This is a genomic window from Ferdinandcohnia sp. SAFN-114, from assembly GCF_059415045.1.
Map to the genome: position 1 here is coordinate 32,977 of NZ_JBPFDQ010000039.1, position 16,669 is coordinate 49,645.

16 protein-coding genes are annotated in these 16,669 nt (G+C 36.2%); 4 read left to right on the plus strand and 12 right to left on the minus strand.

What is annotated here, in order from left to right:
- Positions 1–56 precede the first annotated feature (56 nt).
- Complete coding sequence (locus ACR65M_RS13875) at positions 57–1,064, minus strand: TAXI family TRAP transporter solute-binding subunit (RefSeq protein WP_341330452.1); 1,008 nt, start codon at positions 1,062–1,064, stop codon at positions 57–59.
- A gap of 380 nt (positions 1,065–1,444) precedes the next feature.
- On the opposite strand from ACR65M_RS13875, the gene ACR65M_RS13880 reads away from it, so the two are divergent.
- Positions 1,445–1,873, plus strand: coding sequence for a DUF4064 domain-containing protein (locus tag ACR65M_RS13880; protein ID WP_121446265.1), 429 nt, complete (start codon positions 1,445–1,447; stop codon positions 1,871–1,873).
- Between the two features lie 82 nt (positions 1,874–1,955).
- On the opposite strand, the gene ACR65M_RS13885 is transcribed toward ACR65M_RS13880, so the two are convergent.
- The 5 genes from ACR65M_RS13885 to ACR65M_RS13905 form a co-directional block, all read right to left on the minus strand.
- Complete coding sequence (locus ACR65M_RS13885; RefSeq protein WP_341330451.1) at positions 1,956–2,927, minus strand: pectinesterase family protein; 972 nt, start codon at positions 2,925–2,927, stop codon at positions 1,956–1,958.
- A 34-nt stretch (positions 2,928–2,961) separates the two neighbouring features.
- Positions 2,962–4,467 (minus strand): extracellular solute-binding protein, encoded by a 1,506-nt coding sequence (locus ACR65M_RS13890; RefSeq protein ID WP_341330450.1) that lies wholly within the window; start codon positions 4,465–4,467, stop codon positions 2,962–2,964.
- 205 nt (positions 4,468–4,672) lie between these two features.
- Entirely contained in the window at positions 4,673–5,851 is a 1,179-nt protein-coding gene (locus ACR65M_RS13895; RefSeq protein WP_341330449.1) for a MalY/PatB family protein, read from the minus strand.
- A 37-nt stretch (positions 5,852–5,888) separates the two neighbouring features.
- Complete coding sequence (def, locus tag ACR65M_RS13900) at positions 5,889–6,470, minus strand: peptide deformylase (protein ID WP_341330448.1); 582 nt, start codon at positions 6,468–6,470, stop codon at positions 5,889–5,891.
- A gap of 150 nt (positions 6,471–6,620) precedes the next feature.
- Positions 6,621–7,292 carry an SGNH/GDSL hydrolase family protein gene (locus tag ACR65M_RS13905; protein ID WP_341330447.1) on the minus strand — a complete coding sequence of 224 codons (672 nt, stop codon included), beginning with the start codon at positions 7,290–7,292 and terminating at the stop codon, positions 6,621–6,623.
- 168 nt (positions 7,293–7,460) lie between these two features.
- Here ACR65M_RS13905 and ACR65M_RS13910 point away from each other — a divergent pair, with 168 nt between their 5' ends.
- Positions 7,461–8,021: a DUF1836 domain-containing protein gene (locus ACR65M_RS13910; protein ID WP_341330446.1), complete on the plus strand. Its 561-nt coding sequence runs from the start codon at positions 7,461–7,463 to the stop codon at positions 8,019–8,021.
- A gap of 18 nt (positions 8,022–8,039) precedes the next feature.
- Here the strand turns inward: ACR65M_RS13910 and ACR65M_RS13915 are convergent, their stop codons facing one another.
- The 6 genes from ACR65M_RS13915 to ACR65M_RS13940 all read right to left on the minus strand — a co-directional run bounded on the left by ACR65M_RS13915 (position 8,040) and on the right by ACR65M_RS13940 (position 14,773).
- The gene (locus ACR65M_RS13915; RefSeq protein ID WP_341330445.1) at positions 8,040–9,098 is read right to left on the minus strand and encodes a peroxiredoxin family protein; all 1,059 of its coding nucleotides are present in this window, start codon (positions 9,096–9,098) and stop codon (positions 8,040–8,042) included.
- A gap of 123 nt (positions 9,099–9,221) precedes the next feature.
- Entirely contained in the window at positions 9,222–12,359 is a 3,138-nt protein-coding gene (locus ACR65M_RS13920; RefSeq protein WP_440273605.1) for an MMPL family transporter, read from the minus strand.
- A 2-nt stretch (positions 12,360–12,361) separates the two neighbouring features.
- Positions 12,362–12,823, minus strand: a complete 462-nt coding sequence (locus tag ACR65M_RS13925) for a MarR family winged helix-turn-helix transcriptional regulator (protein ID WP_341330443.1) — start codon at positions 12,821–12,823, stop codon at positions 12,362–12,364.
- Positions 12,824–12,970: 147 nt separating this feature from the next.
- A complete protein-coding gene (locus ACR65M_RS13930; protein ID WP_341330441.1) occupies positions 12,971–13,711 on the minus strand; it encodes a YfjL-like protein in 741 nt (246 codons plus the stop codon).
- Entirely contained in the window at positions 13,708–14,289 is a 582-nt protein-coding gene (locus ACR65M_RS13935; protein ID WP_341330440.1) for a hypothetical protein, read from the minus strand. Before ACR65M_RS13935 ends, ACR65M_RS13930 begins: the two co-directional genes overlap by 4 nt.
- Entirely contained in the window at positions 14,282–14,773 is a 492-nt protein-coding gene (locus ACR65M_RS13940; protein WP_341330439.1) for an RNA polymerase sigma factor, read from the minus strand. Before ACR65M_RS13940 ends, ACR65M_RS13935 begins: the two co-directional genes overlap by 8 nt.
- A gap of 244 nt (positions 14,774–15,017) precedes the next feature.
- Here ACR65M_RS13940 and ACR65M_RS13945 point away from each other — a divergent pair, with 244 nt between their 5' ends.
- Both ACR65M_RS13945 and ACR65M_RS13950 read left to right on the plus strand, forming a co-directional pair.
- Positions 15,018–16,034 carry a DUF1646 family protein gene (locus tag ACR65M_RS13945; protein ID WP_341330438.1) on the plus strand — a complete coding sequence of 339 codons (1,017 nt, stop codon included), beginning with the start codon at positions 15,018–15,020 and terminating at the stop codon, positions 16,032–16,034.
- A gap of 345 nt (positions 16,035–16,379) precedes the next feature.
- Positions 16,380–16,559 carry a hypothetical protein gene (locus ACR65M_RS13950; RefSeq protein WP_440273606.1) on the plus strand — a complete coding sequence of 60 codons (180 nt, stop codon included), beginning with the start codon at positions 16,380–16,382 and terminating at the stop codon, positions 16,557–16,559.
- Positions 16,560–16,669 lie beyond the last annotated feature (110 nt).

Genomic DNA, 16,669 nt, shown 5'->3' on the forward strand with positions numbered 1-16,669 from the left:
GCATTTGTCCCCCACTTATAGAAGTAGGGGACTTCCGCTGAATAAAGATAAAGCTATTAATCTAGTATTCCAACTTCTTTATAGTACTTTTCTGCACCAGGATGAATTGGTAAATCTCCTAATCCACTAAGTGCGTTTTCTTTTGTCATGTGGGCTGCTTGAGCATGTGTATTTTCACTTGCGTTTTCCAGCATGACTTTTGCAAGTTGGTAAGCTAATTCATCATCCACTGTGTCTGTATTTGCAACAAGAACAGCGTATGCGGATACAACATTCGCATCCTCTTTTAACCATTCGTAAGAACCTGCTTTAATTGTATAGCCAGTGTATCCACTTGTTTCTTCTACCGTTTTTAATTCATCACCAGTTACCTCTAAGAACTTCACATCTCCAACTGAAGCTTGAAGCTCATCGATACCTGCATCTGGTAATCCAAGTAATCCGAATGAAGCATCAATTGTACCGTCTTGAAGTTTCGATTTTGCATCACCGAATCCTTCTTGGTAGGCATCATAATCGCCATCGTTGATTCCATAAGCGGCTAAAACCGCTTTTGTTGCAGTTTGTGTTCCACTTCCAGGAGGTCCAATCGCAATTCTTTTTCCTTTTAAATCTGCAATTGTCTCAACACCAGTGCTTTCACGTGTAATGATTTGAAGAACTTCAGGGTAAATATGCCCAATAAATGCGAAGTTTTCAACCTTCTTACCTTCGAAATCACCAGTCCCATTAAGTGCATTGTAGGCAGGTAGATTAACAGTCATTCCAAGGTCAAACTCACCATTTGAAATTTTGGCTAGGTTCTCAACAGAAGCGCCTGATTCTGTTGATGTCACGTTCACGTTATCAATATTCTTGTTCCATACATTCGCCATTTCGGCCCCAAGTGGAAAATAGGTCCCTCCTTGGCTACCTGTACCCATTAGAAGATCGACTGTTCCGGATTCAGCGCTGCTTCCTCCTTCATCATCCTTGTCGTCACCATTCGTGTTATCACTGCTACACGCAGCAATGAGTAAAACCAATGCTAGCAGCAAAGTTAGAAATGAGTACTTTTTCAGCATTTGCATTCCCCCTAGTTATATATTTATTATGTAGACCCCCAGAACGAGGTTTACTACCAAACTACTATTTTGTCTTAAATTGGTATATTTACCAATTACAAACCTATAAATCTAGGTTAACATAAATCGTCTCCCGTTTGCAAATTTTTTTTAATATTTCTTTAATACAATGGTAATAATACTTATTAAATATATATCCCTTATTTATTTATGCGTAAATCGTATGAAAAAATTATTTTCACCATTTTGAAACCTTTTTTCTTCTTTTTCGTAAATAAACTAATTCCACTTTTGGAGAGGATTAGGAAGAAAATCAGATTGTATACTATATACTGTATAGTACAATCAAAATGAAACTTTTTTTTAAGGGGGAACTATGTATGAAACGTACTGGTGAATTTGTTTTAACCATTATTGGAGCTTGTTTCTTTGTATTTTTAACTTTATTTGGAATTATGTTTGTAGGTCTTGGTGACAATAATGAGTTCACACAAGAAATGGAGAGTATTGCCGCAGAAGATCCAGCTCTTGAAGGAGTTGATATGGGAATCATTACAGATATGGTTACATCCGGAGGCTGGTATTTCATTATTGTAAGTATTTTAGCCATCATACTCGGAATTGTATCTTTATTTCTTCTTAAAGGGAATAAGCATCCAAAAGCAGCAGGGATTCTTTTAATTGTGGTTGCTGTACTTTCGACACTTGCAACATTCCTAATCTCCATTATTGCGAGTATTCTATACCTTATTGCAGGAATCCTTTGTTTAGTACGCAAAGAAAAGGAAACATTTAACCCTGAATTTTAAGTCTAAAATGCGTATTAACTAAATTAAAAAGGGGCTGTCCAAAAGGTCATGAAAATTGACTTCCGGACGGCCCCTTCATTTGTTATTTACTTACTAGTTCGCTAATCTCCCAACCTTTTAAAACATTTTGTATCGACCAATCTTTTACTGTTTCCTCAAATAATTGTCTTCTTTTCATATGATTAACTGCACCAGGACCGAAGTTTTTATATTCATATAATCGGGCATCCTCAGGTTCTAAGCGCCCGTTCATTGAGGTCCATCCTTCGATGTTAATATGTTCGCCTAGTTCACAATCCTTTATTAGAACACTACCAATGGCATCCGGGTTCCCGCCAGCTGGCCAAGGTCTTCCTAAATAAACAGTCTTTGGTGGTGCATCGCTTGTAAATTTGCTATTCATAATCATTATCCCAAATGGTTCTGAAATTAATGTGCTAGCTGCTGTTACGTACCCATTATCAATCTTTGATCCCCTATCAAGAGAATGGATTCGACATTGATTAAATACAGCCTGAGCTGCACCAAAAATAAAATCGACATCCCCTTCAATATAACAGTTGTAAAAGTACATCGTTCCTTTGTGAACGTATAGGGTATCTTGTTTTCCTAGAAATCTCACATTATTGAAATATACACGTTTGCCTGATGTAAATACAGCAACAGCTTGTCTACCATTAATCTTTACAGGATCAATTTCAAAAGAATCATCATATGAATTTTCCAAAGTAATGTTTTCTACACGGGTGTCATCGGCGAGGAGGTACACTGATGCGCTACCACTTGTACCGATTTTTTCTCCGTTTTCCTTTACTTTCCCGGCAAAATTATCATAGGTAATAATGGTGTTTAACGAACTCTCTCCAACAAGTGAAATTAACCTCCTGTTTTCTGAAATCGTTACCACTTCTTTGTAGGTGCCATTTTTGATATAAATAATTACCGGAAATAGATTATTCTCTGGAACAGAGTTAATGGCTTCTTGAACAGTCTTAAAGTCACCAGTTCCGTCCTGTGATACTACAATTTTATTAGTTTCAACGTTATTTACCAATTTAGTTTCCACCCCTTCAATATGGGTATTTAAACTATTTTTTAATATTTTGATAGGCTTCATTATATTCCTTGATGATCGCGTCTCCGCCTGACTTTTTCCAATCCTCTATAGCAGCCTTAAAGCCATTTAAGTCAATATCTCCAAGAATATACTTATAAGTTGCATCATTTATTTTTTGGTTCAGCATTTCACCTTTTTCAATATAGGTTGCAGAATCCAGGGCAGCTGTTGGATCCATGATTAAATATTGATCATTATCAACCGTTAGTTTTTCTGCTTTTTCTTTAATATCTAGCGTATAAATACTATCGTATCTTCCATTAGTTGTAGGTTCTCCAATCTCGATAGACTGGTATGGTTTTACATCACGTGTTGACAGATCAGTATCTAGACCCAGTGCTTTTCCGTCTTGTAATTCATAATGTTCTCCCTCGATACCCCAGAAAACTAGGTTAGAGCCTTCAGGGCTCATTAGATAGTCAAAGAATTTAAGAATCTCTTTTAATTCTTCTTCTGTTTCTACAGATGATTTTGGGAATAATACAACATTTCCATATCCAGGTAATGCCCAGATACCATACTCTCCATCTGGCCCAGTGATTACATTCGTGATATTAAATGTTGCGTCAGGATTAAGTTCAGTAGTATCAGCGTGAATACTGCTTATATCACCCATCGGTCCAATTACAATACCCGCAGTACCGTTTTTCACCAATGCCCTGTGGTCGTCTTTACTTGTAACAGGAAAATCGCTGTTCATATAACCTTTATTTCGTAAATCTTTCATATAGTCCATTGTTTGGATATATTCATCGAACATAAATTCAGGAAGAAGTTCCCCGTCTTTAACTCTCCAGTTATTTGGAGTACCGTGCCAAGATGAGATAATTTTAAAAGCTCCCCAATATAAATCAGCGAAATCGGAAAGTCCAATTGTGTCATCCTTACCATTCCCATCTGGATCATCTTCAGTAAAGGCACGTGCCATTTCGTAAACATCTTCAATGGTTTCAGGTGTTGAGAGACCTAGTTTATCTGCCCAATCTTTTCTATAGATAATACCTGAACGAGCAGCCGGTCTCCCTTGATAAAGTGCATAAATTTTACCATCAACTGCTGTATTTGCTAGAGTTTGTTCATATAGTTTGCTCAGGTTTTCGTATTCATCTAAATAAGGTCCAATCTCCCAGAACTGTCCATCACGTATGGCTTGTTTAAATTTAATGAATAATGCCTGGTTTTTCAAAAATGTTGCTTCTGGAAGTGTTTCTGTTGCAAAAGCAGTATTAAGCTTTTCTTCATAGTTTGAATCCGGTGTCCAGCTGAAGGTTAAATCAAAACCAGACTTTTCTTCTAGTAGTTTTTCAATCTTGTCTGAAGGTACCTCTGGAGTATGCAGGTTGGCCATCATTGTGATGTTCTTTAAATCTTCAGGATCAGCTGAGGATTCTTTACTTGAACACCCTGAAAAGATAATCGCAACTACTAAAAGCAAACAAGTAATCATGTAAAACTTTTTTACAGCTTTTTTCTTCATTTTTTTCCACTCCTTTTCTAAAATATTTTTTGGGAACGCTTTTAAATATATATAAAACGCTTTATTCTTTTAATAATCATTATGTAACACGTATACATTCAATAGAAAAATCACCAGGTAAATCCAACAATATCTAAGAAGATGATTATTATTCGAATATTAAAAAAGTGGAAAAAGAATAGATCTTTTTCCACTTAGAATCTCTTTATTTAATTTTCTGTTTAACCGCTTGGCTAAATCGTTTCAATCCTTCTTCTAATAAAGCTCTTGGGCAAGCGATGTTGATTCTGGTGAAGCCTTCTCCTTCTTTTCCAAAAATATAGCCTTCGTCAAATGCGACTTTCCCTTGTTTTTGAATGACATGCTCTAGTTCCTTGGCTTCTAGGCCAAGCTGTCGACAATCCAGCCACACGAGATACGTTGCTTCAGGTTCAATCACTTTTACCTCTGGAACATGGGTCTGAATATATTCCTTAAGGAAATTTAGATTTTCTTGTAAGTAGTCCATGAGTTGATCAAGCCATTCGTCACCTTCTTCATAGGCAGCAATAAGGGCGGTTACTCCAAATGTATTGGTCATACTAATGAATGCGTCTTCGACTGCTTTCGTAAATTTCTCTCGGTACTCTTTGTTCGGAATGATGATATTTGATGTTTTTAATCCCGCGAGATTAAAAGTCTTACTTGGTGCCGTACATGTAATAGAATTCTCAGCAAATTCATCAGAAATCGCAGCAAATGGTGTATGCACATTCCCTTTATAAACGAGGTCAAAATGAATTTCATCTGAAACCACAAGGACATTGTGTTTCAAACAAATTTCACCTAGCTTTGACAATTCATCTTTTGTCCACACACGACCGACCGGATTATGTGGATTTGAAAGTATAATCATTTTTACACTTGGATCAATTTTTTTCTCAAGGTCATCAAAATCCATGGTATAACGACCATTTTCAAATTGTAGAGGATTATAGGCGATTTCCCTTCCATTCTTTTCAATTACGCTCATGAACGGATAATAAACAGGTGGCTGTATCAAGATTTTATCGCCAGGGTTAGTAAAGTTTTGAACAATAATATGTAATGCCGGGACTACGCCAGGGCAAAAAGTAATCCAATCCTTTTCAATCGTCCAATTGTGACGTCGTTTCATCCATCCAACTGTTGCATCATAATAGGCATCTGGTCTTGTTGTATAACCATAAATCCCATGCTCAGCTCGTTTTATTAAAGCATCGATGACCGGCTTTGGAGATTTAAAGTCCATATCTGCTACCCACATCGGAAGCATTTCTTTATCTCCAAATAGGTTCTCTACCTCATCCCACTTTATTGAATTCGTCTGCAACCGATTAATTGATTCATCAAAATTATATTTCACGCCTATCCCTCCAAAATTCTTTGGAATTACCAATGGTTTAATAGAGGCTCTTAATTTCTACATTGTCTGGAAGCTTAAATGGATTCTCTTTGCTGATATGATCATAAAACATGATTCCGTTGAGATGGTCAATTTCATGTTGAAACACGATAGATGCATATCCTTTAAGACGAAGAACAAACTCCTGTCCGTCGATATCATATGCTTTCACCTTAATCTTTTCATACCTAGGAACATAACCTTCTACTGGGCGATCGACTGATAGGCACCCTTCTCCCTCTGGCAAATAAGTCATGGAAACCGAATGACTTACGATTTTCGGATTCACTACGTGGTATTCATACAATTTGTCATCAAAGTCAGTAAAATAGGCAACAAACATTCGCTTATTGAGACCAACTTGGTTGGCTGACAAGCCAACTCCAGGGCGTAAACCGTACTTTTTCGCAAGTGCTGGGTCCTGGCTGTTTTTCAAATAATTCATCATGCTTATTAGTGATTCCTTGTCCTCTTCTGCAAGCGGCACAGGAACTTCCTTTGTTTTCTCAGCTAAAATCGGATGTCCCTCACGAACAATATCCTTCATCGTAAGTATGTAATCAGATTTAAAATAGTTCATTTGTTTTCATCTACCTTTACTCATTTTCATGTTTTTATCTTAACTTTACTATTTGCTTATGTCCATTGATATACAGTTTTTCACATTCCTTTTGTTGTATTCCATTTTGAATAGAAAAATGCCACCTATTATACAAGTGGCATACTCCTTTTATTTCGTTTTCACTAGAGAAGAGAAAATGGTACTACTCATTGTTTTATACCCTTCACCTGTTAAATGAATCCCATCATCACTAATAAAATCTTTTAAGTTACCAGATTGCTTCAAAGCTGTACGAACATCAATTTTTAAGACATTTAATTGCTCTGCTAAACTATTCAAGCTTCGATTATAGAGACCGTGCCAATGCTCGATGCCTCCTTGAAGACTAATCCAATGACTGATTGAGCTCCCATACGTTTGAGCAAGTAGCTTGTAATAACGAACAGGGTCAAGTGGTGGTAAGTTCATCAAAATTGGAGTACTATTCGTTTCTTGGATTCGAAGAATTAATTTTTTCAGATTTTCCATATATCGTTCAATTGGAACTATTGGCTGATGCTCATCTTCAGGATTCTTAGCCACTTCGTCCCATTTGAAATTGCAATCATTGCCACCAATATTTATGATTACGTAATCAGGGTGTTCGGCCACCACATCTTTTTCAACTCGGGACAACAGTAAATCTGAGTTATCATTAAAAACACCTTTATTTATAATAGTGAAGTGATCAGAAGCAAATTGCTGTAAAAATGCTGGATAATTTTCTTTCAAGATTCGCATGCGACCTTTCACAAAAGAAACACCCCTGGTTAAACTATCACCAAAACATACAATTTTCATATTTATCACCGCTCATCTAATTTTAATTTATTAAGGATACTATTTCACGTAGTTTCTAATACTACTTATAATCATATACACATTCCACCACGTAGTCAACATTTACTTTCTGATGGTTATAGAGTAAACTAGATAACAAATAATATCGTTATAAATGAGGTCGTTACCATGAATATAGATATTGATAAAAATATCTTTTTAGAGGATATTCCACAAATTGATTTATACATGGACCAGGTCATCCAACTTTTTGAAAATACGTTTAACACCACAAAAAGAAATGAGGATGAAAAGGTCCTCACGAAAACCATGATCAACAATTACGCAAAAGGTAAATTGCTTATTCCGATTAAAAACAAAAAATATTCAAGAGAGCATTTAATTTTACTAAGTTTGATTTACCAACTAAAAGGTGGGCTATCAATCAATGATATCAAGTCAACACTTGATGGTGTAAATCACAAAATCATGAATGATGAGGGGTTCGAGTTAGAAGAATTTTATAAGAGCTATCTTGCTCTTTATAAAAAAAATGCAACTGAATTCAAAGAAGATGTGGATACAAAAATGAAAGATGTTTCAGAGGAAATCGGTTCTTCCGAGGATGAACAGCTGAAAAAGGTGCTTTTAATTCTATCTTTTATTACAGCAAGCCAATTTTATCGTCGTGCGGCAGAAGGCTTGGTGGACGAACTCATTCAAAATCAGGGCGAAAAAAAAGAAAAGTGAACATCTCACTTTTCTTTTTTAATTCACACTTTTGATTAACTCTGTCATCATTTCCTTATCCATCGGCCCGACAATTTTTTTCCGGATGATACCTCTGGAATCAATTAAATAACTTGTCGGAATGGCGTAAGCTTGATAGATTTGTCCAATATGACCTTCCTCATCAAGTAAGACTGGAAAGGTGAGCTCATATTCATCCACAAATTTCGCAACATCTGAGCTCTTTTTTTCTGCAGTTGTCAGATTTACAGATAACAGAGCGGCATTTGATTCTTTATTTTCCACATAAAATTCTTGCATATGAGGCATTTCCGCTTTACATGGCGGACACCAACTTGCCCAGAAGTTTAAAATAACTTTCTTCCCTCTAAATTCAGAAAGCTTCATTTCCTTTCCACTTGTTGTTTTCAAGGTAAAATCAGGTGCTGACTGTCCTTCCGAAATTCCAACCTCGACTTCTGTTGCTTTTATATTCTCTTGCGGGTTAGCGAAAGAAAAATTGCTATTGACCGTCCACACTATGAGTCCTGTTAAACCTACGATTAACGCTGCTTTTTTCATATCATGAAACACTTCCTTTTTTTGTTGTCCTTTATTATAGAGTGTCAACAATAAAAGAAAGAATGCACCCATAGATTTTATAAAATGAAAAACGCTGTCATCACTAAGTAAAAATAGCGCTAGTAAATCATATATCATAGAGGTTGTGAAGACGACAATAAGCATTGAGCGAATGAGGTGCACTGTTGTTACGCTCCTCTTTTTTATATGATATAGAAAATAGACTATGATAATAACAACTGCAATCGCTAATCCTTTGGTTCCTCCAGTAAAATAGAGTAAAGACATCGGACTTTTTATGACGAGTCCAGGTTCTAAAAGGAATAAACTTCCCTTCCACGCTAAAAAGCCAATGAAAATGCCGTTAGTAAGTAGATTGATAATACTTTTTGTATTGTCAGTTGTTGTTGTTTTTACTAACCTAACCCGTGCAACGATAAGGCCTGCGATTATGCCAACTCCAAGGATGATCCATTTTGTCATGATGGCTAGAGAGCCAATTTGTATGAAATGCATCTTGTACCTCCACTGGGTCTAATACAATCATTGTACCATGCAGAAGAAATGTAGTTTTAGTTAGTGATAGTAAATTTCATTCTAAAAAACGAGGCCCATAAAACAGGGAGCCTCGTTTTTTGATTAATTGGTTGGTCGTTTGAATGGCCACCAGTTGGCGATTCCAAAGTTCTTGACCATTACTGGAATAAATAATGGCAGAATCACAAATGCGTAGAGCATGAGTCCAACGAGTGTGATCGATGCAATCTGAAGCAAGGATAACATTCCAGACGGCATCATGGCTGCAAATGTACCTCCAAGGATGATAGCAGCGGAAATAATAACAGTTCCCATCTTCTTCATGGAAAGAAGCATTGCTTCTGCAACTGGGATGTCACGGTATTCGTTGAAGCGATCCATTAGGAAAATACTATAGTCGACGCCGAGTGCGACTAAGATAACAAATCCAAAGAATGGCACCGCCCAGCTGATTCCAGAATATCCGAGAATATCGACGAAAATCACTTCATTAATGGCCATTGATGTGTAATAGGTTAATATTAATGAACCTATTAGATAGAGTGGCATGATTAACGAACGGAACATGAATATTAAGATGATCGCAATACCAATAAACATTAACACGATTGTACGTGAGTAATCTTGGTCAGACATTTTACTTAGATCCGTATTGGTACTTGTGATACCTCCAAGTGCGACATCTGCATTTTCAAGCTTAGTATCTTTTGTTGCTCTTGCAACAGCTGCTTCAATTTCCTCTATTTGTGACATTGCTTCGTTGGAATAAGGGTTCGCTTCAAAGATGACATCCAATGTCATAACTTTGCGATCTTTTGACATGTATACATTAAGGACTTGTGCGAAATCTTCACTCTCTAGTACTTCTTCTGGCATATAAAAAGCATTTAATTCTTCAGAGTTTGAAAGATTTGATAAATATTCTTGAGCTGATCCTAATCCATCTGAAACCTGTTCTAGACCATCAGCACTTTGAGTCAGTCCATCCGTTAATTGTGTTAATTGACCACCTAAACTTCCAAATCCATCAAGGAGCTGCTGTTGGCCATCATTAATGCCTGTTAAGCCATTTGTGATTTGTGGCATACCACGAACGATTTGACCTTGGCCATTTGCGGCTTGAACAAGCCCAGATTTTAGTTCTCCTAGTCCTGCAATTAACTGCTCAAGACCAGCTGGAAGTGCTGCTTGTTCTTTAAGCAATTGTTCAAATCCTGCATTAGCTTGAGTCATTCCGGTATTTACCTCAGAAAGATGACCGTTTAGTTCTTGAATCCCCGCTGACAATTGTGGGATTCCTTGTAAGGATTGCTTCATTCCATTATACACATCATCGCCAGCGATACTTTGGCCACTCTCTGCATGAATATAGGAGCCTTCTAAATAAGCAAATCCACCTTCATTTAGTTGGTTCACACCAATGGTTAATTGTTGGAGCGCATTTGCTATTTCAGAGTAGCCAGTTTGCAAACCTGCAATTCCACTTTGGGCATCTTTATAACCGACTAATAGTTTCGTATTATAATAGTTTAATAATTCTTCTGATCCAGCCTTTGCTTTGTCAACTTCAGCAATCATCGTATCGATTCCAGCTGTACCGCTACGGATACCCGACTCAATCTTTGAAAGGTTTGTTTGGATCTCTGTTAGGCCGGATTTTACCTGATTAGTTCCAGTAATTAATTCACCGATTCCATCTGTAGCGGTTTTAAGCTCTGGCTCTGATTTTGCAAGTTCACTACCAGCCTCTTCAAGCCCATCTTTAATTTGAGTTAATCCGTCTTTTCCTTCACCAAGACCTTCCTCAAGCGTTTTTGCTTGGTTTGCAACGAATAAATCCTCAATTGGTTCACCAGTTGGTCTTGTGACAGAGCGAACAGCGTCAACAAGGTCCACTGTTTCCACTTCGCGGCTGATTTTTTCGGCTAATTCGATATACTCTGTGGAGTCCATTGCCTCATCATTTTTCAATACGATTTGAGTTGGCATGGATTCACCGGGTCTGAAGCTATCCGAAATCGCATTGAATGCTTTAATCGAGTTTACATCTCCACTTAATTCTTCTAAAGAGTTATAAGATAGCTCTCCATCATACACAACTAAGAATGGAACAATGATAGCAGCAACAATTAATAGAGATAAGAGTGGTCGCTTTAATGAAAATCTTCCAGCAACTGCCCAGATTTTACTATCTCCATGTTCTAAATTCTGCTTAGAAGGCCAGAATAATTTTTTCCCTAAAACGGCCATAAAGAATGGTACGACCGTGAATAATGCAACTAGTAAAATTGCAACACCTACCGCTACAGCCACAGCCGATTGGTATAAAATGAACTGAGAAAAACCTATTGCAGCAAAGCCGATCATGACGGCAACGCCACTGAAAAATACTGTTCTACCCGCATTCTTATACGTTGCAACGATTGCTTCTGTTAAGCTTTCTCGATGTGATAGTTCTTCTTTAAATCGACTTAAAAGCAAAATACAGTAATCTGTTCCTATTCCAAACAAAATAGCGACTAGGAAAATCTGTGTATAAGTTGAAATTGGAAAATCAAATTTATCAACCAGCATCGCAACGATCGATTGTGACGCAAGATAAGTAAAACCAACTGTCACCAGTGGAATAATCGGTGCTACGAGGGATCTAAAGACAAGTAAAAGAACGACAAGAATAAAGACAACTGTAATACCTTCAGTCTTTTTCAACCCTTCTTGTGAACTAGTCACGAGATCTTCACTAATGAGCCATTCACTTGTATAATAATGGTCAACCTTTACATCTTTAATGGCTTGATACAAAGCATCACTGAGCTCTTTTGGCTCCCGGTCATTCCAGCTAACTGTTACAGAAGCAAGTATTGCTTTTCCGTCCTCTGAAACAAGCTGTTCCTTTAGTGTTTCCTCATTAAAATGAGTAAGTATTTCAGTAATACCGATTTCATCCTTCTTTTCTTCAAGAAGTCGGATGGCTTTTTCAGCTTCTTTGATTTCGTCATCAGTTAACTTCTTTTTATCATGAAACACAAGTGCCACCTGTGTTTCATCTCCGCCACCCTCTTGGGTCTGTGCATCATTTAATATTTGACCTGCAATGGAGGATGAGTACTCATCAGGTACAGTTATCTGGCCTTTTTCACGCACAAGATCTCCCATATTTGGAGCTGCTAGAAATAGTCCAGCTACGATCACAACCCATGCTAATAGGACAAACCATTTCCGTTTAATGATAAAATTCATACTTATTCCACCACCTTGTTCTGTTTTATCTTTTGAAGGATTCCATTAAGCTTTTCATACGTTTTTAAAAATTGAACAATCTCTTCTTCAGAGAATTCACCAATAATAGACTCTACAAGTTTATTAACTCGCTCCTCTGTCTTTAAAAACAGCTTTTCCCCTCTATCTGACAATGTTAGATAGACAAGTCTTCGATCATTTTCATCACGTGATCTATCAATTAACCCTTTTTCAAAAAGGCGATTTATGATGGCAGTAATTGCGCTTTTTTTCACTTCAAAAACCTCAGCAAGTTCAGTTGAAGTACACGAACCTACTTTATTTATGTAGCGAAGTGTATAATGCTGTTCATTGGTTAGTTCGGTTCCAAGTTGTTCCTTCACAAGCGAATCTGCAATGGTGTTCACTGAAAATGATACATCTACATATAAATCAACCAATTCCTTAATGTTTGTTTTAGCCATATTTCACTATCACCTCACAAAATAAGATTCATACACTTTAAATAGTTAAACACTTTAACTATTAACATGATTAACTATAATTCCGACTATCCTAAAAGTCAATAAAAAACATCCCTCTAAAAAGAGAGATGTCAGTTATTCTTTCCACTATTCAAACACTTCAATATTCTGTACGTTAATTTCTGTATCTTTTTCAAATGAAACAGAATATTTTACATAGCCCGTATCATCTTTTACATATTCAGCATTTGGATTATCAATAATGTTCCCATTAATTGTGACCGATTCATAGGTATACTCATTTTCGTTTAACATCTTTTGAATGACTTCAGCCTCATTAAATACATCTTCTACCGTTGAATTGGTTGAATCCAGAACAATATGCAAACTTATTGGACGTTCAAGCTCCATGTCCTTGTTCCAATTGGTATTTGAATTGTACTTTCCTTTCAAGACCTCTAAGGAAACTCCAATACCTTTCACTGCAGGTACTGATTGCATTAGCAAATCTGTTATTTCACTTTGGGCTTCTCCACTTAATTTTTCCATTAAAGGTTCGTCAAGATTTTCTATATAAATGGTATCTAAGTTTACATATGGCTTCAAAAATCCTCTAACAGTAAATTCATACGTTTTTGGTTCATTTCCATTTGGACTGGCATTGCCGATTTCAATTACTTTAAAATCATATGTTGAAAACTTAAAATTATAAAACACTTCTTCCATACGGAAATCGCGTTCTGGGTAGGTTTCTTCCAAATAATGTTCCAGAACTTTTGTTGAATAAAATTTACTTACTGGATTCCCATTAAAAGCATTATAGATGAAAAGGACGAACACAACGAGTACTCCGATAATCACACCATAAATAACTTTTCGCTTTTTCATTGATCCTCACCGTTCCTTATTTTTAAATAGAAAAAACCAATCAAGCTACCAATGAATGCAAATAAACAATGAATCAGTGTAACTAAGGTAGAACCCATTACGGATTGATACAAGAATCTGCCTAAAGAAACTGTAGTATCTATTTGACCATTCATATAATCAGCTATATTGCCTCCAATTGACCAAATAAAGATTGGTATAAAAGAGACATAAAAAACAATTTTTATATCTTTATAAAACAAGTAAGTGAGTAATCCTAATACCGCGTACCATAAAATAAAACCAAAACTTTCATTAAGTAGGGATGTCTGAATAGCTAAATAAAATGATAGCCCAACAAAAATGAGTTGATAAAGCGCAAGCCTTCTTTTGATGGTAGTAATCATTTTATCGTGCTGGACAGGTGAATCAATCTCTTCTTTATCAAGCGGTATTGTTGATTGAGTAACCAGTTTCTGAAGTTCTTCACTTTCTTGTATTTGCCCTTCTAGCCATGTTGTTGTTTCTGTACTTAGAAGGCCCTCATTGTATAATGGAAGCAAATCTTCAATAATGGCTTGTGTAGGATGCTTATCCATGGTATCCCTCCATTTCCTTTTGAAGCTTTAGTTTTGCTCGATGAAACGTGACTCTTGCAAAGTTCTCACTTTTTCCAAGCAGGCTGCCAATCTCTTTAAACGACAATTCACCGTAGATTCTTAGTGTTACAACCTCTTTTGACAATTCATCTAGTTGATTCAGATATTCGATCAGATTTTGTTTGGCTTCATTCTTAAGTACTTCTTGCTCTGGTGTAATTGATTCTCCTGTTTCCTTTTTAAGCATTTCGTTAAGCTGATTTTTATATTTTTTTGACCGATAATGCTTTAATAACCGATTTCTTGCAATAGAGAATAACCACGTTTGGATACTCGATTGCTGTGAAAAGGAATGCATGCTTTTAATGGCTTCATAAAATACCTCTTGTGTTAAATCCTCCGCAATCTCTTTGCTAGAGGTTTTTATAAAGAAAAAAGCATATATTCGTGGTTGTATTTCTTTATATAGCTCCTCTAGCTCCATTTTCCTCTCCCCACTATTTTATTTTTGTTTGTTCAATGTATTAGTACCTTGAGGTTCGATTTCGTTACAGTCGATTTTTAAATTTTTTTGTTTCTCCAAAAGCTTAATCTAGTGTTTATATTCTGTAAATCAAATACATTGATAAAACAAGATAAAAAATTGTTTAGCAAGTTTGTCCGAATTTTGCATATGAATATAATACTTGCTTCTAGGCGCATCAAAAAGAAAAGTTGAGGTAATGTGAATGATTATCGGACTCTTAGTAATTCTAATCTTTGTGCTATTTTTACCATTTTCGGTCAGGATTGTTGAGAAAAATCTGGAGTTATTCCTGTTTGTTATGGGGCTTCTTGCTGCGGTTGTAGGTGGTGTATTTAGCAGTCAGCTATTTATACGGGCAGCTGTTGATCCCATCAAGATCACGTTAGCTGTTTTTATAGCTGGGTTGCTATTCAAATGGTTTCATACACCATTGCAAAAATCCATTGTTGGACTGAGTCGGAGAATCCCATTCCGCTTATTTATTGGATTAGTCGTCATTATCCTAGGGCTTATTTCAAGTATCATAACTGCCATCATCGCAGCACTTGTACTTGTTTTGGTTGCTTCTTCACTTAGACTAGAACGTGCATCTATGATTCGCTTTGTCATAATTGCCTGTTTTTCAATTGGCATGGGGGCAGCATTAACACCCATAGGGGAGCCCTTATCAACAATCGCAATCAGTAAGCTTAATGAAGAGTTTTTCTTTTTAATAAGCTTAATCGGTCCTCAAATTTTTGCAGCACTTCTTCTATTTGGGTTATTAGCCACTCTTGTAGTGGAACCACCAAATCGTAAAAAAGGAATGGTTGAAAAGGAATCAAATCTTGAAACGTATGAAGAAATTCTTGTACGAGCGTTAAAGATCTATTTTTTCGTCATGGGGTTAACCTTACTAGGTGCAGGCTTCGAGCCAATGATCAATCGTTATTTCATCGGGCTTGACCCGTTACTTCTTTACTGGCTAAATATGATTTCAGCTATTCTTGATAATGCCACTTTAGCAGCGGCCGAAATCAGTCCAGCAATGGACCATTTTACGATTCAATCGATACTCTTAGGATTATTAATTAGTGGCGGAATGCTTATTCCTGGTAATATCCCTAATATTATCGCAGCAGGGAAATTAGAAATTACTAGTAAAGAGTGGGCAAAGTTCGGAGTGCCAATGGGGCTTTGCGTTATGATGGGATATTTCATCATTATTTACTTAATGTAAAAAATGCCTAGTCGTATAACGGATTCTGTTTTCGAGTACAAATGGTTAAATAACACATTAAATAGCAGTCGAATTCGTATATGACTTTGACTGCTTCCTTTTGTTGATATAATGGGATAATTAGCTTGTTTATAAGTAAATTAGTAACCTAATTCGCACCTCTTTCAGTAAAGCGACAGAAGTTTGTGTTTCTTTGCTAATCCATTTGATAAAAAGGCACTAATTTTCTTATTTATTATATTGGGTTGTTGGATATTTCTGTTAAAATAAAAGGAGATGTTATTTAACTAAGGGTGTAGTAGAGTTAAAGTACGGATTTAATTTTCTACCAATGAGGGTGGTTGAATGAAACCCAACAAAATAAATGTCTTAGGCTGGTTAATTATTATATTTTTGGGTATAAGTGAGTTCATTTTTAAAGAGGAATTATCTATAATTACAACAGGATTAGGTGGACTTATTTGTTTAATTATTGGTTTAACGTTAGCTTTCTATAAAGTTAAAAATGGAAATGCCAAACAGTAAAAACATATATGTTCTTCTAGGTTTGTGAATAAGTGTACTTAAATGTAGTGTAGTGCTTTAATAAATTAATGCTAATTCCTAAAAACACAAAATCGCCTATTTTTTTGTTT

Coding starts and splice junctions, on each gene's coding strand:
- ACR65M_RS13890 (WP_341330450.1), bottom strand. CDS start 4,467: ATGAAGAAAAAAGCTGTAAAAAAGTTTTACATGATTACTTGTTTGCTT.
- ACR65M_RS13920 (WP_440273605.1), bottom strand. CDS start 12,359: ATGAATTTTATCATTAAACGGAAATGGTTTGTCCTATTAGCATGGGTT.
- ACR65M_RS13935 (WP_341330440.1), bottom strand. CDS start 14,289: ATGGATAAGCATCCTACACAAGCCATTATTGAAGATTTGCTTCCATTA.
- ACR65M_RS13910 (WP_341330446.1), top strand. CDS start 7,461: ATGAATATAGATATTGATAAAAATATCTTTTTAGAGGATATTCCACAA.
- ACR65M_RS13940 (WP_341330439.1), bottom strand. CDS start 14,773: ATGGAGCTAGAGGAGCTATATAAAGAAATACAACCACGAATATATGCT.
- ACR65M_RS13925 (WP_341330443.1), bottom strand. CDS start 12,823: ATGGCTAAAACAAACATTAAGGAATTGGTTGATTTATATGTAGATGTA.
- ACR65M_RS13945 (WP_341330438.1), top strand. CDS start 15,018: ATGATTATCGGACTCTTAGTAATTCTAATCTTTGTGCTATTTTTACCA.
- def (WP_341330448.1), bottom strand. CDS start 6,470: ATGAACTATTTTAAATCTGATTACATACTTACGATGAAGGATATTGTT.
- ACR65M_RS13880 (WP_121446265.1), top strand. CDS start 1,445: ATGAAACGTACTGGTGAATTTGTTTTAACCATTATTGGAGCTTGTTTC.
- ACR65M_RS13930 (WP_341330441.1), bottom strand. CDS start 13,711: ATGAAAAAGCGAAAAGTTATTTATGGTGTGATTATCGGAGTACTCGTT.
- ACR65M_RS13905 (WP_341330447.1), bottom strand. CDS start 7,292: ATGAAAATTGTATGTTTTGGTGATAGTTTAACCAGGGGTGTTTCTTTT.
- ACR65M_RS13950 (WP_440273606.1), top strand. CDS start 16,380: ATGAAACCCAACAAAATAAATGTCTTAGGCTGGTTAATTATTATATTT.
- ACR65M_RS13915 (WP_341330445.1), bottom strand. CDS start 9,098: ATGCATTTCATACAAATTGGCTCTCTAGCCATCATGACAAAATGGATC.
- ACR65M_RS13875 (WP_341330452.1), bottom strand. CDS start 1,064: ATGCTGAAAAAGTACTCATTTCTAACTTTGCTGCTAGCATTGGTTTTA.